The sequence below is a fragment of the Kineococcus gurbantunggutensis genome, from assembly GCF_050871925.1.
Taxonomy (GTDB): Bacteria; Actinomycetota; Actinomycetes; order Actinomycetales; family Kineococcaceae; genus Kineococcus.
This window is the reverse complement of record NZ_JBJLSG010000010.1, coordinates 1-21,176: the sequence shown is the minus strand read 5'-3', so window position 1 is coordinate 21,176 and position 21,176 is coordinate 1. Positions and strand designations below refer to the sequence as shown.

19 protein-coding genes are annotated in these 21,176 nt (G+C 79.0%); 8 read left to right on the top strand and 11 right to left on the bottom strand.

Annotation, left to right across the window (positions count from 1 at the left end; translation table 11 throughout):
* Positions 1-72 precede the first annotated feature (72 nt).
* Together ACRYR7_RS03105 and ACRYR7_RS03100 are read left to right on the top strand one after the other, a co-directional pair.
* On the top strand, positions 73-1,056 hold the full coding sequence (locus tag ACRYR7_RS03105) for a chymotrypsin family serine protease (RefSeq protein ID WP_432570596.1): 984 nt from the start codon (positions 73-75) through the stop codon (positions 1,054-1,056).
* Positions 1,053-1,313: a hypothetical protein gene (locus ACRYR7_RS03100; protein WP_432570595.1), complete on the top strand. Its 261-nt coding sequence runs from the start codon at positions 1,053-1,055 to the stop codon at positions 1,311-1,313. The genes ACRYR7_RS03105 and ACRYR7_RS03100 overlap by 4 nt, the downstream gene beginning before the upstream one ends.
* Here the strand turns inward: ACRYR7_RS03100 and ACRYR7_RS03095 are convergent.
* Complete coding sequence (locus ACRYR7_RS03095) at positions 1,294-2,160, bottom strand: HAD family hydrolase (protein WP_432570594.1); 867 nt, start codon at positions 2,158-2,160, stop codon at positions 1,294-1,296. The two genes, ACRYR7_RS03100 and ACRYR7_RS03095, sit on opposite strands and share 20 nt — an antisense overlap.
* Positions 2,161-2,304: 144 nt before the next feature.
* Between ACRYR7_RS03095 and ACRYR7_RS03090 the strand changes: the two genes are divergently transcribed.
* Positions 2,305-2,634, top strand: coding sequence for a hypothetical protein (locus tag ACRYR7_RS03090; RefSeq protein WP_432570593.1), 330 nt, complete (start codon positions 2,305-2,307; stop codon positions 2,632-2,634).
* Here the strand turns inward: ACRYR7_RS03090 and ACRYR7_RS03085 are convergent.
* Positions 2,627-5,518, bottom strand: coding sequence for an AfsR/SARP family transcriptional regulator (locus tag ACRYR7_RS03085; RefSeq protein WP_432570592.1), 2,892 nt, complete (start codon positions 5,516-5,518; stop codon positions 2,627-2,629). The two genes, ACRYR7_RS03090 and ACRYR7_RS03085, sit on opposite strands and share 8 nt — an antisense overlap.
* Before the next feature lie 51 nt (positions 5,519-5,569).
* Complete coding sequence (locus ACRYR7_RS03080; RefSeq protein ID WP_432570591.1) at positions 5,570-5,725, bottom strand: hypothetical protein; 156 nt, start codon at positions 5,723-5,725, stop codon at positions 5,570-5,572.
* 179 nt (positions 5,726-5,904) lie between these two features.
* Here ACRYR7_RS03080 and ACRYR7_RS03075 point away from each other — a divergent pair, with 179 nt between their 5' ends.
* Both ACRYR7_RS03075 and lysA read left to right on the top strand, forming a co-directional pair.
* Positions 5,905-6,294, top strand: coding sequence for an SAV_915 family protein (locus ACRYR7_RS03075; protein WP_432570590.1), 390 nt, complete (start codon positions 5,905-5,907; stop codon positions 6,292-6,294).
* Complete coding sequence (gene lysA / locus ACRYR7_RS03070) at positions 6,291-7,625, top strand: diaminopimelate decarboxylase (RefSeq protein ID WP_432570589.1); 1,335 nt, start codon at positions 6,291-6,293, stop codon at positions 7,623-7,625. Before ACRYR7_RS03075 ends, lysA begins: the two co-directional genes overlap by 4 nt.
* 6 nt (positions 7,626-7,631) lie before the next feature.
* Here lysA and ACRYR7_RS03065 read toward each other — a convergent pair whose 3' ends face one another.
* Positions 7,632-9,170, bottom strand: coding sequence for a multidrug effflux MFS transporter (locus ACRYR7_RS03065; protein ID WP_432570588.1), 1,539 nt, complete (start codon positions 9,168-9,170; stop codon positions 7,632-7,634).
* 171 nt (positions 9,171-9,341) lie between these two features.
* Positions 9,342-10,307 carry an oxygenase MpaB family protein gene (locus tag ACRYR7_RS03060; protein ID WP_432570587.1) on the bottom strand — a complete coding sequence of 322 codons (966 nt, stop codon included), beginning with the start codon at positions 10,305-10,307 and terminating at the stop codon, positions 9,342-9,344.
* 251 nt (positions 10,308-10,558) lie between these two features.
* On the opposite strand from ACRYR7_RS03060, the gene ACRYR7_RS03055 reads away from it, so the two are divergent.
* Positions 10,559-10,792, top strand: a complete 234-nt coding sequence (locus ACRYR7_RS03055) for a hypothetical protein (protein WP_432570586.1) — start codon at positions 10,559-10,561, stop codon at positions 10,790-10,792.
* A 44-nt stretch (positions 10,793-10,836) separates the two neighbouring features.
* Here the strand turns inward: ACRYR7_RS03055 and ACRYR7_RS03050 are convergent, their stop codons facing one another.
* The 3 genes from ACRYR7_RS03050 to serS form a co-directional block, all read right to left on the bottom strand.
* Positions 10,837-12,348 (bottom strand): methyl-accepting chemotaxis protein, encoded by a 1,512-nt coding sequence (locus tag ACRYR7_RS03050; protein WP_432570636.1) that lies wholly within the window; start codon positions 12,346-12,348, stop codon positions 10,837-10,839.
* A 244-nt stretch (positions 12,349-12,592) separates the two neighbouring features.
* The gene (locus tag ACRYR7_RS03045; RefSeq protein ID WP_432570585.1) at positions 12,593-13,429 is read right to left on the bottom strand and encodes an HAD family hydrolase; all 837 of its coding nucleotides are present in this window, start codon (positions 13,427-13,429) and stop codon (positions 12,593-12,595) included.
* 114 nt (positions 13,430-13,543) lie between these two features.
* Positions 13,544-14,815 carry a serine--tRNA ligase gene (gene serS, locus ACRYR7_RS03040; protein ID WP_432570584.1) on the bottom strand — a complete coding sequence of 424 codons (1,272 nt, stop codon included), beginning with the start codon at positions 14,813-14,815 and terminating at the stop codon, positions 13,544-13,546.
* Positions 14,816-14,901: 86 nt separating this feature from the next.
* Between serS and ACRYR7_RS03035 the strand changes: the two genes are divergently transcribed.
* Positions 14,902-16,020 (top strand): diacylglycerol/lipid kinase family protein, encoded by a 1,119-nt coding sequence (locus ACRYR7_RS03035; RefSeq protein ID WP_432570583.1) that lies wholly within the window; start codon positions 14,902-14,904, stop codon positions 16,018-16,020.
* Positions 16,021-16,053: 33 nt separating this feature from the next.
* Here ACRYR7_RS03035 and pheA read toward each other — a convergent pair whose 3' ends face one another.
* The 3 genes from pheA to ACRYR7_RS03020 form a co-directional block, all read right to left on the bottom strand.
* Positions 16,054-16,989 (bottom strand): prephenate dehydratase, encoded by a 936-nt coding sequence (pheA, locus tag ACRYR7_RS03030; RefSeq protein ID WP_432570582.1) that lies wholly within the window; start codon positions 16,987-16,989, stop codon positions 16,054-16,056.
* A gap of 94 nt (positions 16,990-17,083) precedes the next feature.
* Positions 17,084-17,389 (bottom strand): WhiB family transcriptional regulator, encoded by a 306-nt coding sequence (locus tag ACRYR7_RS03025; protein WP_432570581.1) that lies wholly within the window; start codon positions 17,387-17,389, stop codon positions 17,084-17,086.
* Positions 17,390-17,465: 76 nt separating this feature from the next.
* The gene (locus tag ACRYR7_RS03020) at positions 17,466-18,794 is read right to left on the bottom strand and encodes a glycosyltransferase 87 family protein (RefSeq protein ID WP_432570580.1); all 1,329 of its coding nucleotides are present in this window, start codon (positions 18,792-18,794) and stop codon (positions 17,466-17,468) included.
* 81 nt (positions 18,795-18,875) lie between these two features.
* On the opposite strand from ACRYR7_RS03020, the gene ACRYR7_RS03015 reads away from it, so the two are divergent.
* The coding region (locus ACRYR7_RS03015) for a hypothetical protein (protein WP_432570579.1) at positions 18,876-21,176 on the top strand (2,301 nt) is incomplete at its 3' end.

Sequence of the window (21,176 nt, the reverse complement as noted above, 5' to 3'; positions counted from 1 at the left end):
CGGGGCCCTCTGTCGGGGGCCGGTGCCAGAGTGTGAACGTCAGAGCACGGACGGCTGCCAGGAGGACCTGCGGTGCACATCGACAACGCTCGTGAGCTCAAGGCCCGGCTGCGCGCCCGCTCGGTCGCGGTGGCCTCGCTGGCCGCGCCGGAGGGCGTCGCCAGTGTCGGCATCAGCCTGCTCGGCCGCGGCGCCGACGGGCCGCGCTACGGCCTGGCCGTGCGCTACTCCGGCGAGCGCGGGGAGAACCTGCTGGGCCAGGCGCGCGAGCTGGCCGGCACCGCCGCCGCCGCCGAGATCGACGTGCGCGACGTCGGGCGCGTGCGGGCCCTGACCGCCCCCGCCGCCGGGCGCACCTGGACCCCCGCCGAGCTGCGCCGGCGCGTGCGCCCCCTGCACCCGGGCCTGTCGATCGCGCACCGCGACGTCACCGCCGGCACCCTGGGCGCCTTCGTCACCGTCACCGGCTCCGACGGCGTGTACGCCCTGTCCAACAACCACGTCGTCGCCGACTCCGACCAGGCCGCGCTCGACGACCCGGTCCTGCAGCCCGGCCCCGCCGACGGCGGCACCGCCGCCGACCGCGTCGGGCGCCTGGCGCGCGCGGTGCCCCTGGACGCCGGCGGCGGCAACGGCGTGGACGCCGCCCTGGTGCTGCTGGAGGACGTCGAGGGGCCCGCGGGCTTCGAGCCGGTCTACCCCGTGGGCCGGCTGACCGGCTGGGCCGAGGCCGACGACGAGGTCGAGGTGGAGAAGGTGGGCCGCACCACCGGGCACACCCGCGGGCGGATCACCGCCATCGAGCTCGACGACGTGGCCGTGGAGTACCCCGTCGGCGTCGTCTCCTTCGACGGGCAGGTGGAGGTCACCGGCCTGAGCGGCGCGTTCTCCGCCGGCGGCGACTCCGGCTCGCTGGTCTACCGGCCCGACACCCGCCAGGCCGTCGGGCTGCTGTTCGCGGGCAGCGAGCGCGGCGGCGAGAACGGCACCGGGCTCACGTTCTGCAACCCCATCGGCCTTGTGCTCGACGCCCTCGGTGCCACACTGGTCGTGTGACCCCTGGTGACACCGACGGTGTGGACCCCTCTTCCCGGGGCGGGGCCGGTGCCGCGCGCGCCGCGAAGGCGCACGTCCGTCAGCTCGTGGGCGGCGACTCGCGCGTGAACGGCATCGGCCTGACCCGCCACCACCGCGAGTGGGCGGTGAAGGTGAACGTGCACGACGACGCGGACCGGCCCGAGCTGCCCGAGCGCGTCGACGGCGTGCCCGTGCTCGTGCGCGGGATCGGCCCGATCACCCCGCACGCCGGCTGAGCAGGCGCTCCAGCACCTGCGCCACGCCGTCGTCCCCGCACGCCGGCGCGACGTCGTCGGCGGCCGCCACCGCGGCCGGGTGCCCGTCGGAGACGGCGTAGGAGCGCCCCGCCCAGCGCAGCATCTCCAGGTCGTTGGGCATGTCCCCGAAGGCCACCACGCCCTCGGGTCCGCTGCCGCGGTCGCGCGCGACCTCCGCCAGGGTGCTCGCCTTGCTCACGCCCAGCGCCATCACCTCGATGAGGGAGTCCGCGGCGTTGGAGTGCGTGACGCCCACGAGGTCGCCCACCTCGCGCAGCGCCACCTCCAGCATCCGGTCGCTGCCCGCCCCCGGGCACTTGGCCAGCACCTTCACCACCGGCGGGGAGCCGGCGAGCAGCTCCTCCAGGTCGCCCACGGCGTGCTCCAGGCCCGTGTCGAAGGTCGTCGCGTAGGCCTCCTCGCGGCGGAAGCCGGTGACCGCCTCCAGCGCGAAGCCGATGCCCGGCAGCACCGGGCGCAGCCGCGCGGCCACCTCGCGCACCGCGTCGGGGTCCAGGGCGTGGCGGCGCACCACCTCGCCGCTGTCCAGGTCGAAGACGACGGCGCCGTTGGCGCACACCACCTGCCCGCCGAGCCCGGCCTCCTGCGCCAGCGGCGTCACCCAGCGCGGCGGGCGGCCCGTCACCGGCACCACGGGGATGCCCGCGGCCGCGCACGCGGCGAACGCGTCCAGGGTGCGGCGCGAGACCGGGCGCCCGTGCGGCACGACCGTGCCGTCGAGGTCGGTGGCGACCAGGCGCCAGGCCGGCGCGAAGGCCGCCTCGCCCGCGTTGTCGACGGTGGTGGCCTGCGCCTCGGTGCTCACGGGCCCATCGTGCCAGCAGCGGCGGGCACCGGGGCGGGCGCGGGTGTGCGGGGGCGAGACCGCTGGCCGGCCGCAAGCGCGCCGCAAGGCCCGGGCGCGAGGGTGCCCCCGCCGGACCCCGCCGGCACCGGACGAGGAGGCCCGTTGACCCGGACGCCCGCCGACCCCGCGCCCGGCCCCGCGCCCGGCCCCGAGGGTTCCCGCGCGCGCCACGTGCAGGTGCTGGTGGAGGACCCGGCCTGTGCGCGGCGCCTGCTGCGCGCCGCCGCGGAGGGCGACCTGGCCGCCGCGGCCGCCGCCGAGCGCCGCCGCGGCGCGCGGCTGGTGCTCACCGGCGGCGAGGGCGCCCTGGCGGACCTGCCCGGCGCGGCGGCCGGCGCCGGGCCCGGGGCCACGTGGAGCACCACCGAGTCCGGCCGCACCCGCATCGTGCAGCTCACCGACGTCGCCCCCGGCGACGGCGCGCTCACCTGACGGCGCAGCCCCCGGCGGGGACGGCGGGGGCGAACCCCAGCTCCGCGCCCAGGGCCCGCACCCGCTCCCCCACGGCCGCCGGGTCGGCCGTGCGCCCGGGCCCGGCCGCGCGGGCGTGCTCCTCCGGCGGCAGGGCCGCGGCCAGGGCGGCGGCGTGCTCGCGCAGGTCGGGGTCCATCACCGCCGGGGAGAAGCCGATCCGCCCGCCCCGCCAGGCCACCACGCCGGCCAGCTCGGCGGCCTCCACCGGGCGCCCGGCGCGGTGCAGGACGTGGCTGAGGGTCGCCAGCGCCACCAGCCACGAGGTGGTCTCCCCCACGGCGTAGGCCCGCTCCAGGCTGTCGGCGGCGGCCGCCCAGGCGCCGGGGACGTCGCCGAGGTCCAGCGCCGTCTTCGCCTGGACCCAGCGGGCGGACAGCCCCACCCAGGAGTAGCCGGTGGCGTCGGCCGCGGCCACGGAGGCCTCCAGGCGGCGCAGCGACGCGGCGTGGTCGCCGTCGCGCCGCTCCACCTCCCCCAGCACCATGAGCGTCTCGGCCAGCGTGGGCTCGTGGTCCACGGCCCGGCAGATCGCCAGCGCCGCGCCGGCGTGCTCGCGCGCCCGCGCGAGCTGCCCGGAGAACGCCTCGAAGTACGCCACGGTGGCCAGCGACTGCGCCCGCACCAGCGGGGAGGCGGAGCGGGCGGCGTGCTCCGCGGTGCGCCGCAGCGCCCGCAGCACGGCCGGCAGGTCACCGGCCAGGTAGCTCAGCAGCGCCGCGCCCGTCCAGGCGCGCGCCAGCGCGGCGTCGTCGACGTCGCCGCCGCGGCCCTCGTCCACCGCCGCCAGCGCCGGCAGCAGGTGGCCCAGGCCCTCGGTCACCAGCCCCTCGCGGTACCAGAACCAGAAGAAGCCGCCGGCCACGCGCACCACGGTGGCCGGGTCGCTCTCGTGCAGCGCGGCGCGGATGTTGGCGCTCTCCTCGCGCAACCGCTCCGTCTCCAGCGCCGCCAGCCGCCCGCGCAGGGCCGGCTCGACGTTCGCGGCGACGCCGGCCACCCACTCGGCGTGGCGGGCGGCCAGCTCCCGGCGGCGCGGCGCGGGCGTGCGCGAGAGGGCGAACAACCGCAGCGTCTCCAGCAGGTGGTAGCGCCGCGCGCCGCCGGGGGCGGAGGCGGGGCCGGAGACGGTGACCAGGCTGCGGGTCACCAGGTCCGCCAGCACCGGCGCCACGTCGGGGCGGTCCAGCACCTCCCGGGCCGCCTGCAGGGTGAAGCCGCCGCGGAAGACGGCCAGGTCGCGGAAGACCTCCTGCTCGGCCGCCCCGAGGCGGTCGTAGGACCACTCCACGGCGGCCTGCATCGTGGCGTGCCGGGGACCGGCGCGCCGGCTGCCGCGCAGCAGGGCGAAGCGGTCGTCGAGCAGGGCCTCGACCTCCGCCAGCGGCAGCGCCCGCAGCTGGCCCGCCGCCAGCTCCACCGCCAGCGGCAGGTCGTCCAGCGCCGCGCACACGCGCGCCACCCGCTCCAGCTCGGCCGCGTCCGGCTCCCAGCCGGGCGAGACCGCCCGCGCGCGGTCCAGGAAGAGGCGGACGGCCTCGCCGCCGGTCCCGCCGGACAGCGCGGGCACCGCGTAGGTGTGCTCGCCGTCCACGAGCAGCGGCTCGCGGCTGGAGGCCAGCACCCGCAGGTCGGGGCAGGCGCCGAGCAGCTCGCTGACGAAGGGCGCCACGTCGTCCAGCAGGTGCTCGCAGTTGTCGAGCACGAGGACCGTCGGGCGCGCGCGCAGCACGGCGGCCAGCGCGCTCGTGCCGCCCACGGGCACCAGCCCCACGGCGGTGGTGACCGCCTCGGGCAGCAGGCGCCCCTCGGGGACGCCGGCGAGCTCCACGAACCACGGGCCGTCGCCGCCGAGCAGCCCGCGCGCCACCTCCAGCGACAGGCGCGTCTTGCCGACGCCGCCGGGCCCGACGAGGGTGACCAGCCGGTGCGCGGCGAGCATCGCGCCCACCTCGGCGACCTCCCGGCGCCGCCCCACGGTGGGCGACACCGGCGTGGGCACGTTGCTCGTGGCGCGCACCGCCGCCGACGGGGGCCGCCGCGGGGCGCCCTCGGCCGGGGCGAGCAGCGCCGGGTCCTGGGCCAGCACGGCGCGGTGCAGCGCGGCGGCCGCGGGGCCGGGGTCGGTGCCCAGCTCCTCGGCGAGCACCTCGCGCAGCCGGCGCAGGGCCGCCAGCGCGTCGGCCTGCCGGCCCTGCCGGTACAGGGCCAGCGCCAGCAGCTCCCAGCCGCGCTCGCGCAGCGGCTCCTCGGCGGTGAGCACCTGCGCGGCCGCGGCGGCGCGCACCGCCTCGCCCAGGGCGAGGTCGGCGGCCGCGCGGTCCTCGCGGGCGGCGGTGCGCAGCTGCTCCAGGCGCCGCGCCCCGGCGGCGGCGAAGGGCCGCGCGGCGACGTCGGCGTAGGCGGGCCCGCGCCACAGCCCCAGCGCCTCGTCGAGGGCGGCCGCGGCCCCGGCGGGGTCGACCTCCAGCAGCGCCCGGCCGCGGGCGGCGAGCTCCTCGAAGCGGGCGGCGTCCACGGCGCCCGGCGCCAGCCGCAGGGCGTAGCCGGGGCCGCGGCGCACCAGCACCCGCGGCTCCTCGCCGGGCGCGCGGGCCGGTTCCAGGACGCGGCGCAGGCGGGAGACGTGGGCCTGCAGGGAGCCGGTGGCGCTGGGCGGCGGGGCGCCGTCCCAGAGGTCCTCGGCGAGCGCGGCGTCGGTGACCACGGCGCCGTCGGCCAGCACCAGCCGCTGCACGAGCGCGCGCGGCACCGCACCGCCCACGGCGACGGGCCCGCCGGGCAGGAGGACCTCCAGCTCCCCCAGGACGCGGACCTGCAGCGCTTCGGGGCCGGTGGCGTGCACGTGGCCATCCCACGGCACCGCCGGGCCCGCTGTGAAGCGGTTTCTGCCCCCTCACCCCCCGAGGGGGGGCGCCGCGGGGGCGGCGGGGGTGGCCGTCTGCAGCGCGCGGCAGCACGCGCAGCACAGGCTGGTGCCGCCCAGCAGGACGGTGGCGGGGACGCGGACGTCGGCGCGCAGGTGCTCCGCGCACAGCAGGTGCGAGCTCACCCCGGCAGCGTGGCGCCCGCGCCGCGGGGTGCGCGGCGGTTCGGCGCGCGGGCCGCGTCAAGGTCGCGTCAGGGGCCGTCAGGGCCCCGTCAGGGCGCCTGCCGCGCGCGGGGGGCGCGGGCGCAGGGTCGGCAGCGGGCGGGACCCCGCCCGGCACCACCGAGACCCGAGGACACCCCGTGCACACCCCCTCGTCGCCCGCCCCCTCACCGCGCACCCCCTCGTCGCGGCCCGCCCCCCTGCTCGTGCCGGTGCGGCCCACCCCGGCCGGCTGCCGCCTGGCCGTCTTCGCCGACGCCCGCGGCCGGCGCACCGCCGTCGCCTTCACCTCGCGCGAGCTGATGCACCGGGTGCTCGGGGAGCAGCGGCCCCACGTGGAGCTCGCCGAGCGGGCCGTGCGGGCGCTGCTGGCCCCGCTGGGCGTGGACGCGCTCGTGGTCGACCCCGTGCTGTGCGCGCCGCTGCCCGCGCCGCTGGGAGGGAGCGCGCCCGCGGTGCCCGCCGCGGTGCCCGCGCCCGCGGTGACCACCGCGCCCGCGGCCGTGCCCGCGCCCCGGGTCGCGGCGTGACCGCCGTGGCCGAGCGCGCCGCCGCGCTGGCCGCCCCCTGGCCGGCCTCGGCCGCGCTGACCGCCGACGGCGACGTGCGCGTGGCCGGGGTGTCCCTGACGGAGGTCGCCCGGCGCTTCGGCACCCCCTGCCACGTGCTCGACGAGGGCGAGGTGCGCGCCCGCGCCCGCGCCTACCGCCGCGCCTTCGGGGGCCCGGACGCCCGGGGCCGGGTGGCGGTGCACTACGCGGCGAAGGCGTTCGCCTGCCGCGGGCTGCTGTCCTGGCTGAAGGACGAGGGCCTGGGGGTGGACGCCTGCTCCGCCGGGGAGCTGCGCTGCGCCCTGGACGCCGGCGTGCCCGCGCACCGGGTCCTGCTGCACGGCAACGCCAAGAGCGGGGAGGACCTGCGCGCCGCCGTCGAGGCCGGCGTGGGGCGCGTGGTGCTGGACAGCGCTGACGAGGCGCACCGGCTGGCGGCCCTGCTGCCGGCGGGCGCGCGCCAGCGGGTGCTGCTGCGCGTCGTGCCGCACGTGGAGGCCGGCGCCCACCCCGAGGTCCGCACCGGCACCGCCGACGCGCAGTTCGGCGTGGACGGGCCGGAGCTGACCGCGGCCGTGGCCGCCGTGCGGGAGCACCCGGCGCTGGAGCTGACCGGCCTGCACTGCCACCTGGGCTCGCAGGTCACCGAGGTGGAGCCGTACGCGCTCGCCGCGCGCCGCCTCGTGGCGCTGGCGGCGCGGGTGCGCAACAGCACCGGCGTGGTGGTGCGCGAGGTGGACCTCGGCGGCGGGCACGGCGTCGCCTCGCGCACCGGCGGGGCCGCCCTGGACGTGGCGCGGCTGGCGCGGGTGCTGCGCGGGGAGCTGGAGGCGGCCTGCGCGGCGGCGGGCCTGCCGGTGCCGCGCCTGCTCGTCGAGCCGGGCCGGGCCCTGGTCGCCCCCGCCGGGGCGGTGCTGTACCGGGTCGTCGGGGTCAAGACCACCGGCCGGCGCACCTTCGTCGCGGTCGACGGCGGCATGAGCGACAACCCGCGCCCGGCCCTGTACGGCGCGCTGGGCGAACCGCGCCTGCTGGGCCGGCCCGCGGGCGCGCCCGTGCGCGAGGTGGCGCTGGTGGGCCGGCACTGCGAGACCGGCGACGTGCTCGCCCCGGCCGTGGACCTGCCCGCCGACGTGCGCGCCGGGGACCTGGTCGCCGTGCCCGCCGCCGGCGCCTACCAGGCGTCGATGGCCTCGAACTACAACGCCGTGCCGCGCCCGCCGGTGGTCGCCCTGCGCGCCGGCACCGCGCGGCTGCTGGTGCGCCGCGAGACCGTCGAGGACCTGCGCCGGCGCGACGTGGGGGTGTGAGCGCGCTCAGGCGGGGGCGACCGCGGCGCGGCGGGCGCGCACGGCCACCAGCAGCGAGCACGCCGCGGTCAGCGTCGCGCCGACCATGACGGCCGCCATGGCCGTGGCGTCGCCGCCCAGCGCCCCCGCCAGGATGCCGACGGCGCCGCCGACGCCCGACTGCGCCGCCGTGACCAGGGCGGCGGCCGAGCCGGCGGTGCGGCCGTGCTCCTCCAGCGCGCACGTGACCGCGTTGGGCGAGACGAGGCCGCCCACGCCCAGCAGGAACCACAGCACCACCAGCAGGCCGGCGAACCCGCCGGCGCCGGTGAGCACCACCACCAGCAGCACCAGGGAGAGCGCCGCGGAGCAGGTGACGCCCACCCGCAGCAGCGTCAGCGGGGCGTGCCGGGACACCAGCGCCGCGTTGAGCTGCGTGCCGCCCACCAGGGCGACGCCGTTGACCGCGAACAGCAGCGCGAACTGCGTCGTGGACAGCCCGTGCACCTCCTGGAACACGAACGGCGAGACGGAGACGTAGCAGACGATCACCGCCATGGCCAGGCCCGGCAGCAGGGCGAAGCCCACGAAGCGGGGGTCGCGCAGCAGCCGCGCGTACGTGCCCAGGGCCTGCGCGAGGGTGGCGCGCACCCCCCGCCCACCGGGCGCGGGGCCGGCGGCGGGGGCGTCCGCGCGGGTCTCGGGCAGGCGCAGCCGCACCGCCAGCAGCACCCCGGCGCCGGCGAGGGCCAGCACCGCGAAGACCGCCCGCCACCCGGCCACGCCCGCCAGCGCCCCGCCCAGGGTGGGCGCGAACAGCGGCGCCACCCCGATGACGAGCACCAGGCGCGACATCAGCCGCGAGGCCGTGGACCCGGTGAACAGGTCGCGCACCACCGCCATGCCCGTCACCGCGCCGGCCGCCACGCCCAGCCCCTGCAGGAACCGCAGCGCCACCAGCACCGGCAGGGTGGGCGCCACCAGGCACAGCAGCGAGGCCACGACGAACAGCGCGCACCCGGCCACCACCGGCGGGCGGCGCCCGTAGCGGTCGCTCAGCGGGCCCACGACGAGCTGCCCCAGCGCCATCCCCACCAGCACGACGGTGATCGTGAGCTGGGCGCCGGCCGCGGAGGAGCCCAGGTCGCGCGCCACCTGCGGCAGCGAGGGCAGGTACAGGTCGGTGTTCACCGCGCCCAGCGCGGCCATCGACCCCAGCAGCAGCACCAGCCCGAACGTGCGGGGCGGGCGCGGACGCCCGGCCGGCGGCTGCGCCGGAGCCGCGCGCGGCGGTTCCGCCGGCGGCTCCGCCAGCGGTCGCGCCAGCGGCTCGGGGACCGCCGGGCCCGCGGCCGAGGGGGCGACGTCCGCGGCGGCGGCGTCGGCCACCGCGGTGGCGGGGTCGGGGACCTCGTCCGCGCGCGGGCGCGGGGCGCCGGGCGCACCGGTGCGCTGCGGCGGGCACGCCCCGGGCGGCGCGGAGCCGACGCCCCGGGCGCCCCGGGCGGCCCGCGCGGCCGCGGTGGAGGTGGTGGAGGGGTCGGGCGTCGGTGAGCTGCCGGGCACGGGCGGTCTCCAGGGCGAGGGGTCGGGCCTGTCGCGCGCCGGGGCTCGCGACGGCTCCACGCGGCCGGGACGCGGGTCCCCCGCGCCGGCCGTCGCCCCGACGTACGGGGGATGCCCCTGAACCGGTTCGGGGAAACGTGCGGCGGGCGCGGCGCGCGCGGCGCGCCGGGCTCAGAGCCAGTCCGGCCGCGGTCCCGTGCCCGTGCGGAAGCGCCCGGCCTGCTCCCACGGCTCGCGGCCGGTGACCGCGCGCAGCGCCCGCAGCTGGGCGCGGGTGGCGGCCAGCCGCAGCCGCTGGCGCGGGCCGCGCGCGCTGCGCCCCGGCGCCCCGGCCAGCGGCGCCACCACCGGCGAGAGCAGCAGGTCCGCCGCGCCCGACAGCCCGGCGTAGAAGGGCACCTCGGGGCGGCTCAGGCCCGGCGGGGCGAGCAGGAAGCGGCGCAGGTCCGCCGGCACCGGCTCCAGCACCGGCGCGAACCCGGCCAGGGCCTCGGCCAGCTCCGCCTCGCTGCCGGGCAGGTCGCCGGCGCCCAGGGCCCGGGCGGTGCGGGCCCAGTCGCGCACGTAGGCGTCCGCCCAGCGCGGCCCGAAGCGGGGCGCGAGGTCGGCGCCGAGCTCGCGGTGGGCGGCGAGGAAGGCGTCGGTGAAGGCCAGGTGCACCCAGCGCAGGAGCTGGGGGTCGCCGGCGGAGTAGGCGCGCCCGTCGGCGGTGGTGCCGCGCACCCGCCGGTGCATGCCGCGCACGCGCGCGCAGTCGCGCTCGGCCAGCTCCGCGGAGCCGAAGGTGCACACCGCCAGCCAGCGGGCGGTGCCCGCCAGCCGCGCCCAGGGGTCCTCGCGGTAGTTCGAGTGGCCCTGCACGCCCGCCAGCGCCAGCGGGTGCGCGGCCTGCCCGAGCAGGGCGACGAGGCCGCCGACGAGGGTGGTCAGCCCGCCGTGCACGGCCCACACCACCCCGGAGGGGTCGAACCAGCCCTCGCGGCCGCCGACGACGGCGATCTCGCGCACCCAGCCGGGCGCCCCGGTGGGGTCGCCGGCCACGCGGGCGCGGAAGGTGCCGCGCACGCGGCCCAGCGGCCCGGCGGGTGCAGCGGGTGCGGTGGTGCGGGGCGGGGCGGCGGTCCCGGGACGGTGCACCCGCCGAGCCTGGCCCGGCCCCCGCCGCCGCGCACCCCGGGCCGGCGCACCGACCGCGCACCCGGGCCCGCGCACCCGCCGCGCCCCGCTCGGCGCGGTCCGGCTGCCCGGACCGGTCCCGGTGGGGCATGCTGGTGGGGAACGTCGACCCGGACCCCGTCGGCCTTCCCCGCCGTCTCCAACCGGGCGGCCGGCGGGCGCACCTGCGACGTGCACCGAGGGACCACATGGGAAGCCGTCAGCACCTCGTCGTGACCAGCATCGTCGGCGAGGCGGAGTGGAGAGCCGACACCCTGCGGGCGCTGAGCACCGTGCAGGGCAAGCTGCGCCGGCGCGCCGAGCAGCAGGGCCTGTCGCTGTGCGGACGTCCCAGCGAGGCCGTGGAGGTCATCCTCGGCGACCTGCGCGTGCGGATCACCATCAGCGCCGAGGCCGAGCCCGTGGTCCACCCCGCGGTCGGGCCCCGGGTCGCGCCCACCGCCTGAGGGACGGGCGCCGGGGGCCCGGGCCGCCGGGGGCGCCGCCGCCCTCAGCGCCCGTGCTCGCCGGCGAGCTGCTCCTGCTCGGACAGGACCGCGGCGATGTCGGCCTGCACCGCGTCCAGCTCGCCGATGACGCGCCCGGTCTCCCCGATGCCCGCGGCCACGCTGCGGCTGCTGGACTGGATGTCGGCGATCTGCTCGCTGACGCGCTGGGTGGCCTCGGCGGTCTCGCGGGCCAGCTCCTTGACCTCGTCGGCGACCACGGCGAAGCCGAGACCGGCCTCCCCGGCGCGCGCGGCCTCGATGGTGGCGTTGAGCGCCAGCAGGTTCGTCTGACCGGCGATGCCGGAGATGATCTTGATGACGTCGCCGACGGAGGTCGTCACCTGCTCCAGGGCGCCGACCTCGGCGACCATCGCCTGCGCCTGCCCGCGCGCCTCCCCGGCCACGCGGTCGGAGTTCTGCGCGGCCCGGCGCAGGCGCGAGACGGTGTCCAGCAGGGCGCGCGCGGAGGAGGCGTCGCGCTCGGCGCGGTGCAGGATCTCCAGGCGCTGGGACAGCAGCTGGGCCACGTTGCGCAGCGCCGCGGCGCGCGAGGCGGACAGCTCGACGGACTCGGTGGTGAAGAAGTCCATCGTGCCGACGACCCGGCCCTCGCTGAGCAGCGGGAAGCACACGCCGGACTTCACGCCGGCGCGCTGGGCGGCGGGGGCGCGCACGCAGTCGGTGACCTCGGCCAGGTCCTGCACGAAGACCAGGTCGCGGGCCTTCCACGCCCGGCCCGACAGGCCCACGCCCTCGGCGAAGGAGGCGCGCAGGGTCACGTCGCGGAACTCCTGCCCGGCCGAGCCGGACTCCAGCTGGAACCTCAGGGCGCGGCTGTCCTCGTCCAGGCGCCAGAACGAGCCGTAGGCCCAGCCGAAGGCCTCGCGCACCGTCTCCAGCGCGGTGCGCAGGGCCGCGTCGGCGTCGCCCGCCTCGCCGACGCGGGCGATGACGGTGGTGACGGCCTCGCGGTCGCCGAGGGTCTCCTCCAGGGCGGCGGCGGTCAGCGCGTGCTGGACGGCGTGGGAGATCACGCGGCCGATGGCCTTCCACTTCTCGTCGCGGCCGCCGAAGAACGGCAGCGGCGCCGCCCCGTAGTACTCCTGCAGCGCCACGACGCGCCCGCCGACGACCACGGGCAGGATCGCGCCCTGCCCGGCGCCGGCGCGGCGGGCCACCACCCAGCGCTCGTAGGTGGGCACCGCCGCGGTGGAGGCCTCGTCGAGCACCGCCATCGTCTGGCCGGCGGCCCAGCGCAGCTGCTGGGCGTCCAGGGTGATCGCGGTGGTCCCGCCGGCGGCGAGCGCGTCGCGCAGCCGCCCGACCTCGGCGGCCAGCCGGAACGCCCCGCCGGCGGCGCCGGTGCCCGGCACCGGCAGCCACACCGCCCCGTAGGACAGGTCCAGCGCGGCGGTGAGGGCGCCGACGACGGCCCGGTGGGCGTCCAGCTCACCGCTGACGCCGGCGTCCAGGGCGGCCAGGACGGCCTCCAGGGCCTCCACGTCGCGCGGCATCGGCGCGGTGGCGGGCGCGGGGCGGGGGGTGCTGCGTCCGAACACGGGTGGGCCCGTCCTTCCGGCTTCCGGCCTCGGCGCGGCGAGGTCGCGTGGGGCCCGCTGCAGGACCCGCCACCGGCGGCCCGGCCTGCCCGGGGACGCTGCGGTGCACCGGGTCCATCGGCAGCGCGGCGCCGTCCCTGAACCCGCGGGGGCCCGGCTCAGGGGCTGGGCTCAGCGGGCCGGGCTCAGGGGGCCGGGCTCAGGAGGCCGCGCGGGCCTCGCGCTCGCCGCGCTCGAGCAGGTCCTCCAGGACGTCGGCCAGGCCGTCGTCGTCGACGCCGGCGGTGACCTCGTCGGCGACGGCGCGCACCTCCTCGGGCGCGTTGCCCATCGCCACGCCGCGCGCGGCCCACTGCAGCATCTCCACGTCGTTGCGCCCGTCGCCGACCGCGAGGGTCGCCGAGCGCGGCACGTCCAGGCGCACCCGCACGTCCTCCAGGGCGCTGGCCTTGGTCACCCCGTCCGGGGCCAGGTCCAGCCACGCGGTCCAGCCCACCGAGTACGCCACCCCGTGCAGGCCGACGGACTCCACCAGCGCGCTGAACTGCGCGGGGGTGTGCTCGGGGCTGCGCACCACCACGCGCATCACCGGCTCGTCGAACATCTCCTCGAAGGGCACGACCTCGACCTCGCCGGTCAGCTCCCCGTCCGGGAAGGGGGCGGTGACCTTGAACCCGCGGCCGAGGACCTCCACCGCGAACAGCCCCGTGGGGATGCCCTCGCGCAGGACGCCGGCGACCCCGGAGGCGTCGAAGGTGTGCAGCGCGACGACGCGGTAGCCCTCGGGGGCGGCGGGGTCCAGGCGCACGGTGACGGCGCCGTTGCTGCACACGCAGAACCCCTCGTGCAGGTCCAGCCGCTGCAGCACCGGCAGCACCCCGTGCAGGGAGCGGCCGGTGGCGACCACGACGTGCGCCCCGGAGGACGCCACGCGCTGCACCGCCCCGCGCACCCGGTCCGACATCGCCTCGTCGTGGTCGACGATCGTGCCGTCGACGTCGAGCGCGACCAGCGCGCCCCGCAGCCCCCCGTTCACGGGGCCGACCCTAGTTCCCGCCGGGCCGGACGGCTCGGCGGCGCGGCGCGCACCACCCGTGCGGCGGGCACCCGCGCCGGGCGCGGCGCGGCTGCCCGCGCCGGGCGCGGCGCCTCAGGCGGGGGTGAGGACGTCCAGCCCCAGGTACGGGCGCAGCGCCTGCGGCACGCGCACCGAGCCGTCGGGCTGCTGGTGGTTCTCCAGGATCGCCACGATCCAGCGGGTCGTGGCCAGGGTGCCGTTCAGGGTCGCCACCGGGCGGGTGCCGCCCTCGCCCTCCACGCGCTCGCGCACGCCCAGGCGGCGCGCCTGGAACGTCGTGCAGTTCGAGGTGGAGGTCAGCTCCCGGTAGGCGCCCTGGGAGGGCACCCACGCCTCGCAGTCGAACTTGCGGGCCGCGGAGCTGCCCAGGTCCCCGGCGGCGGTGTCGATGACCCGGTAGGGCACCTCGACCGCGGCGAGCATCGCGCGCTCCAGCTCCAGCAGGCGGCGGTGCTCGGCGGCGGCGTCCTCGGGGCGGCAGAAGGAGAACATCTCCACCTTGTGGAACTGGTGCACCCGCACGATGCCGCGGGTGTCCTTGCCGTAGGAGCCGGCCTCGCGCCGGTAGCAGGCCGACCAGCCCGCGTAGCGCTTCGGGCCCGCCGACAGGTCGAGGATCTCGTCGGCGTGGTAGCCGGCCAGCGCCACCTCGGAGGTGCCGGTGAGGTAGAGGTCGTCCTCCTCCAGCCGGTACACCTCCGACGCGTGCGCGCCGAGGAAACCGGTGCCGGCCATGACCTCCGGCTTCACCAGCGTCGGGGTGATCATCGGGGTGAAGCCGGCCTCGACGGCGCGGGCGACGGCGAGGTTCAGCAGCGCCAGCTCCAGCCGGGCGCCGACGCCGGTGAGGAAGTAGAACCGCGAGCCGGACACCTTCGCGCCGCGCTCGGTGTCGATCGCGCCGAGCAGCTCGCCGATCTCCAGGTGGTCGCGCCAGGCCTCCAGGCCCTCGGGCAGCTCCGGCCTGGCGCCGACCTCCTCCAGCACGACGTAGTCGTCCTCCCCGCCCGGCGGCACGCCGTCCTCGACGACGTTGGGGATGGAGCGCAGCACCTCGTCGAACTCCGCGGCGGCGGCGTCGGCCTCGGCCTGGGCGGCCTTGACCCGCTCGGAGAGCTCCTTCACGCCCGCCAGCAGCGCCTGCTTCTCCTCGCCCTTCGCCTTCGCGACGTCCTTGCCGCGGGACTTCTGCTCGGCGCGCAGCCGCTCGAACTCGGCGATGGCGCCGCGCCGGCGCACGTCGGCGGCGAGCGCGCGGTCGACGGCGGACTCGTCCTCGCCGCGGGCCCGCTGGCTGGCCTTGACGGTGTCCGGCTCGTCCCTCAGCAGTCGCAGGTCGATCACCCGGTGAACCCTAACGGAGCGGCCGCGGCGCGGGCCCCGGCGCGGCGGCGGGCCCGCGGGCGCGCGGGCCCCGGTAGCGTGCCCGGGTGGCGGCGGGCGACCTGTGGGACGCGGGCGCGCTCGCCGTGGTGCTGGCGGTCCTGCTCGTGGTGACCGGCGCGCTGCTGGTGCGCGAGCGCGGCACCGCCCGCCGGCTGCGCGCCCTGGTGGAGGCCACCGCCCCGCCGCCGTCGCCGGTGCCGGCGCGGGTCGAGCGGCCCGCGCGCCCGCGGGCCGGGATCGTGGTGAACCCCTCGAAGTTCGCGCACCTGGACGAGCACGCGGTGCGCCGCCGGCAGGCGTACACCGCGGCGGTCTTCCGCTCCCACGGCTGGGAGGACCCGCTGTGGCTGGAGACCACCCCGGCCGAGCGCGGCGCCGAGCAGGCCCGCGAGGCGCTGGCGGCGGGGGTGGACATCGTGCTGGCCGTCGGCGGCGACGGCACGGTGCGCGCGGTCGCGGAGGCCATGACGGGCACCGGGGTGCCGATGGGCCTGCTGCCGGCCGGCACCGGCAACCTGCTGGCGCGCAACCTGGACGTGCCGCACGCGGACCTGGCCGCCGCGCTGGACCTGGTGTTCTCCGCCCCCGACACGGCCGTGGACGTGGGCTGGCTGACGGTGGACCGCACCGGCTCGGACGCCGACCCCGAGCAGCACCTGTTCCTCGTCATGGCCGGGCTGGGCTTCGACGCGGCGGTGATGGCCGGCGTGGAGGACCGCCTCAAGCGGCACCTGGGCTACGGCGCGTACGTGGTCTCCGGGGCGCGGGCGCTGTGGGGGCCGCAGGCGCGGGTGCGGGTGGGCGTGGACGGCGGCGGGCTCCAGCCGGTGCGCACGCGGGCCGTGATCGTGGGCAACTGCGGGCGGCTGACGCGCAACCTGGTGCTCATGCCGGACGCGCGCGTGGACGACGGCCTGCTGGACGCGGTGGTGCTCTCCCCGCGCGGCGGCATCGCCTGGGGCGAGGTGGTCTGGGCGATCCTCACCCGCGACCGGCGCGGGCAGCGGCGGGTGCAGCGGCTGCGCGGGCGCACCTTCGAGGTGCGCTGCGCCGAGCCGCAGGAGGTGGAGCTGGACGGCGACCCCGTCGGCACCGCCCTGCGCATCGGCGTGGCGGTGGAGCCGGGCGTGCTGCTGGTGCGCTGCCCGCCGCAGCACGCCTGAGCGGGCGCGCCGGGCCCCGCCCGGGCGGGCGGGTCAGGCGCCGCCGGCGCGCAGGTGCTCCAGCCAGCGCTGGGCGTCGGCGAAGTCGGCGTCGCTGGGCCCGTGCCCCAGGACGGTGGCGCCGCCGTCGGCGCGCGGGTAGCTGCCGACGAAGCGCACCCGCTCGGAGACCCGGTGCAGGCCCATGAGGGCCTCGCCGACGCGGGCGTCGGCGAGGTGGCCGTCGCAGTCGATGGAGAAGCAGTACCGGCCCAGGGCGTCGCCGGCGGGGCGGGACTCGATGCGGGTGAGGTTGATGCCGCGGGTGACGAACTGCTCCAGGGCCTCCACGAGGGCGCCGGGGCGCTCCTCGCGCAGGAAGACGACCAGGGAGGTCTTGTCGGCGCCGGTGCGCGCGGGCAGGGTGCCCGGGCGCGAGAGCAGCACGAAGCGGGTCTGGGCGCCGGAGCGGTCCTCGATGCGCTCGGCCAGGACGTCCAGGCCGAAGCGCTCGGCGGCGAAGGGCGCGCACACGGCGGCCTCGAAGCCGGCGGCGGGCCCGCCGTCGCGCTGGGCGGCCAGGGCCTCGGCGGCGGCGGCGGTGGAGGTGGCCGGCACGTAGGAGACGCCGGGCAGGCGCTGGTGCAGCCCGTGGCGCACCTGCGCCCAGGCGTGGGAGTGGGTGCTCACGCGCCGCACGTCGGCCAGCGCGGTGCCGGGCGCGGCGGCCAGGACGAAGGAGACGGGCAGGACGACCTCGGCGACCACGACGAGGGGGTCGCCGCTGGCGAGGCCGTCGAGGGTGGCGGGCACCCCGCCCTCGACGGAGTTCTCGATGGGCACGCAGCCGACGTCGGCGGCGCCGCTGCGCACGGCCTCGATGGTGGCGTCGACGCTGGCCATCGCCTCGGCCGGGGCGTCGGGCACCACGGTGCGCAGCGCCGCCTCCGAGAAGGTGCCGACGGGGCCGAAGTACGCGTAGCGGGGCACGAGGCGGAACGCTATCCCGCGCCGGCCGCTGCACCGGCCGGGGCGCGGGGCCCGGGAGGGGACCGGACCGCGCGCCCCGGTCGGCGCAGCGGGCTCAGCTGGCGCGGCGCAGGCGGCGGCGGTCCTGCCGGGCGCTCCAGATCTCCTCGCGCTGGTCCTCGGTGAGCCCGCCCCACACCCCGTAGACCTCGCGGTGGGACAGGACGTGCTCGCGGCACTGGCGCAGCACGGGGCACTCGGCGCACACGGCCAGCGCCGCGGCGTCGCGGTGCTGGCGGGCGGCGCCGCGCTCGAGCTCGGGGTGGAAGAAGAGCTCCGGGTCGGCGTCGCGGCACGAGCCGCGCAGCTGCCACTCCCACGCGTCGACGGTCGGGCGCAGCGCGTGCGTCGTCTGGTTCACGGTTCCCCCTGGCGTGGACGGATCGGTCTTGCTGACCGCTCTTGCCCAGGGTCACCGCAGGCTAAACACAGAGCTACTAATCGATCACGGACGGTGAGACCTTCCCGGGCGTGACGGTCTCCCCGCGGGCCGGTCGCGGAACCCCCACCAGGCGCACCAGCGCCACCAGCGAGGCCAGCGCCCACCACAGGTCCCCGCTCTGCACCGCGCGCGCCAGCGGCACCGGCACGTCGCGCCCGGCGAGCAGGTTCGCCCCCCACCACGGCCAGGCCACGCACAGCAGCGCGAAGCCCACCAGCGCCGCCACCGCGCGCCGGCGCTCGCGGCCGTCGCCGACCAGCGCGCCCAGCACCACCACGCCCCACGCGAAGTGGTGCAGCCACGACACCGGCGAGACCAGCAGCGCCACCACGCCGCACGCGGCGACCTCGCCCACCAGCGCCCCGCGCCGGTGCATGCGGCGCGCCACCGCGAAGCCCGCCACCGCCGCCGCGCCGGCGGCCACCAGCCACAGCAGCGAGGTCAGCTCCTGCGACAGGTACAGGCGCAGCAGGAAGCCGCGGATCGACTGGTTCGACGAGCCCGCGTTCGGGCCCAGGCGGTCGGGGTCCAGCAGCGCCGAGGTCCAGAACTCCAGCGAGGCCTCTGGGGCCACCAGGAACGTCGCCACCGTCACGCCCGCCGCCGAGAGCACCGCGTTGCGCAGCTCGCGCCACTGCCGGGTGATCGCGAAGTGGACGAGGAACACCCCCGGGGTGAGCTTCACCGCCACCGCGACGCCCACCAGCGCCCCGCGCGGCCAGCGCACCCGCACCCGCCCCAGGCGCACCCCGTCGGCGCCGCGCACCACGTCCAGCAGGCACAGCGCCACCAGCACGAGGTTGACCTGCCCGAAGCGCACGTTCTCGCCCACCGGGGAGATCCACACGCACGCCGCGGCCACCGCGCCCTGGGCCAGCGGCGCCCAGCGCCCGGCGCGCCGCAGCAGCGGGCCGAACGCCAGGCCCACCACCGCCCACAGCAGCGCCAGCAGCACCCCCGTCCACAGCCAGCCCGCCGCGGTCCACGGCACCAGCGCCAGCGGCACCGACAGCAGCGCCGAGAACGTCGGGTAGGTGAAGGGCAGCAGCTGCGGCGCCTCGGTGAGCGCGTCGTACACCGGCCGACCCAGCAGCAGGCTGCGCCCGGCCTCCCGGTACACCTCCAGGTCCACCTGCCACTGGTCGTCCGGGTACGCCACCAGGTAGCGGTGCACCACCGGCACCGCCGCCGCCAGCAGCACCAGCACCCCCAGCGGCAGGACCCACGGCGAGCGCCCGGCCCGCTGCCGGGCCCGCTGCCCGGCCCCCGCCGGGTCCACCGGGCCCCCCGGGCCCACCGCCTGCGACTTCCCCTGCACGACCACGCGCCGATCCTCCCCCAGTCCTGCACGTGCCCGGGCACGTGCGCGCGCGGCGGGGCCCGCCCGCGTCCCTAGCCTGGACGGGTGCTGCCCAGCTCCACGCCCGCCCGTCCCCCCGCGCGCCCCGGCGCCCCGGCCCGCGCGGCGCTGAGCGCGCTGACCGCCCTGGCCGCGCTGGCGGTGCTGCTGGGGCTGGCCGCGCCCGCCCGGGCGGCCGCACCGGCCCCCTCGGCGGGCGGCGCCCCGCTGGTGCTCGTCGGCTTCAGCGGCGTGCGCTGGCAGGACGTCTCCACCGGCGCCACCCCCGCGCTGGCCTCGATGGTGGACGGCGCGATCGGCACGGTCGCCGTGCGCAGCGTGTTCACCGCGGCGTGCCCGGGCGACGGCTGGCTGGCGCTGTCCGCCGGCCGGCGCGCCACCGACTCCGCGGGCACCTCCGCCGAGCACGTGCGCGCCGCCTGCGCGCCCGTCGCCGACGTCGTCGACGGCGCGCAGCCGGGGTGGGCGGAGTACCGGCGGATCGCCGCCGCCGGCACCTTCGGCGCGCGCCCCGGGCTGCTGGGCGACGCCCTGGCCGCCGCCGGCACCCGCACCCTGGCGGTCGGGCCCGGCGCCGGGGTGGCGCTGGCGCGCTCCGACGGGCGCGTGGACGGCTACGTGCCCGGCGCGCCGGCGGCCGACCCGCGGGCGGTGGGCGGGTACGTGCAGGACGCGCTGGAGTCCGGCGCGCGGGTCGTCGTCGTCGACGCCGGGCGGGTGCGCGACCCCGAGGACCTGCCCGCGGACGAGGAGCCGCCGGCGGCCGCGGTCGCCGAGCAGGTCGCCGCCGTGGACGCGGTGGTGGCCGCGGTGCAGCAGGCGGTGGCCGCCAGCACCGGCACCGGCGCCACCACGCTGATCGCCGCCTCGATCGCCGACGCCGGGCGCACCGCGCACCTGCAGTTCGCCGCCGCCACCGGCCCGCAGCCCGGCGGCGGCGCCTACGACGGGCTGCTGGGCAGCCGCTCCACCCGCCAGACGGGCATCGTGCAGACCACCGACCTGACCCCCACCGTCCTGGCGCTGGCGCTGGGCGGCGACCACGGCACCCGCGGGCTGGTCGGCGCGCCCGTCACCAGCACCGACGCCGGGGCGAGCGCGGCGCAGCGCGAGGAGAAGGTGCGCGACCTGGACGCGGCCGCGCAGGCCGTGCAGCCGCTGGTGGCGCCGTTCTTCTCCACCTGGGCCGCCAGCCAGCTCGTGCTGTACGCGGTGGCGACGCTGGCGCTGCGCAGGGCGTGGGGCGGGGCGCGCGGGCGCCGGCGGGTGCTGTCCTGGCTGCGGGCCCTGGCCGTGGTCTACGGGGCGGTGCCCGCCTCGACGTTCCTGGCCAACACGCTGCCGTGGTGGCGCGCGGGGGACTCCACCGGCACGCACCTGCTGGCCGTGACCGGGGCGGTGGCCCTGTACGTGGCGGCGGTGACCGCCCTGGCGCTGCTGGGCCCCTGGCGCCGGCACCCGCTGGGCCCGCTGGGCGTGGTGGGCGCGGTCACCGCGGCGGTGCTCGCGGTGGACGCCGCGACCGGCTCGCGGCTGATCACCTCCAGCCTCAACGGCCTGCAGCCGGTGGTCGCCGGGCGCTTCTACGGCCTGGGCAACCAGCAGTTCGCGCTGTTCGCCACCGGCGCGCTGCTGCTGACGGTGGCGGTGGCCGACCCGCTGCTGCGCGCCGGGCGCCGGCGCGCGGCGGTGGCGGTGGTCGCGGTGCTGGGCGTGGTGGCCGTGTACGTGGACGGCGTGCTGGGCAGCGACTTCGGCGGCCCGCCGGCGATCATCCCCGCCTTCGGGCTGCTGGCGCTGTTCGTGGCCGGGGTGCGGGTGACGTGGCGGCGGGTGCTGCTCATCGGCGCGGGCACGGTGCTGGTGCTGGCGGCGATCTCGGTGGCGGACTGGCTGCGCCCGGTGGACGACCAGACGCACCTGGGGCGGTTCGTGCAGACGCTGGTGGACGGCGGCGCCTGGCAGGTGGTGGAGCGCAAGGCGGCGCAGAACCTGCGCATCCTCGTGGGCAACTGGATCCTCAGCCTGGTGCTGGCGCTGGCGGCGGTGTTCATCGCGTTCGTGCTGGTGCGCCCGCGCGTGCTGGGGGTGGCGGTGCTGGAGCGCGCCTACGACCGGCACCCGGCGCTGAAGCCGGGCTGCACGGCGCTGCTGGTGCTGCTGGCGGTGGGCTTCGCGGTCAACGACTCCGGCGCGGCGGTGCCGGCGGTGGGCGCGATGCTGGCGGTGCCGCTGCTCATCGCCACCTGCACCCGCACCCTGGAGGACCTCGGCTCCCCCGGCTCCCCCGGCTCCCCCGGCTCCCCCGCCGCGGCCGCGCCGGACCCGCACCCCCCGGCCCCCGCC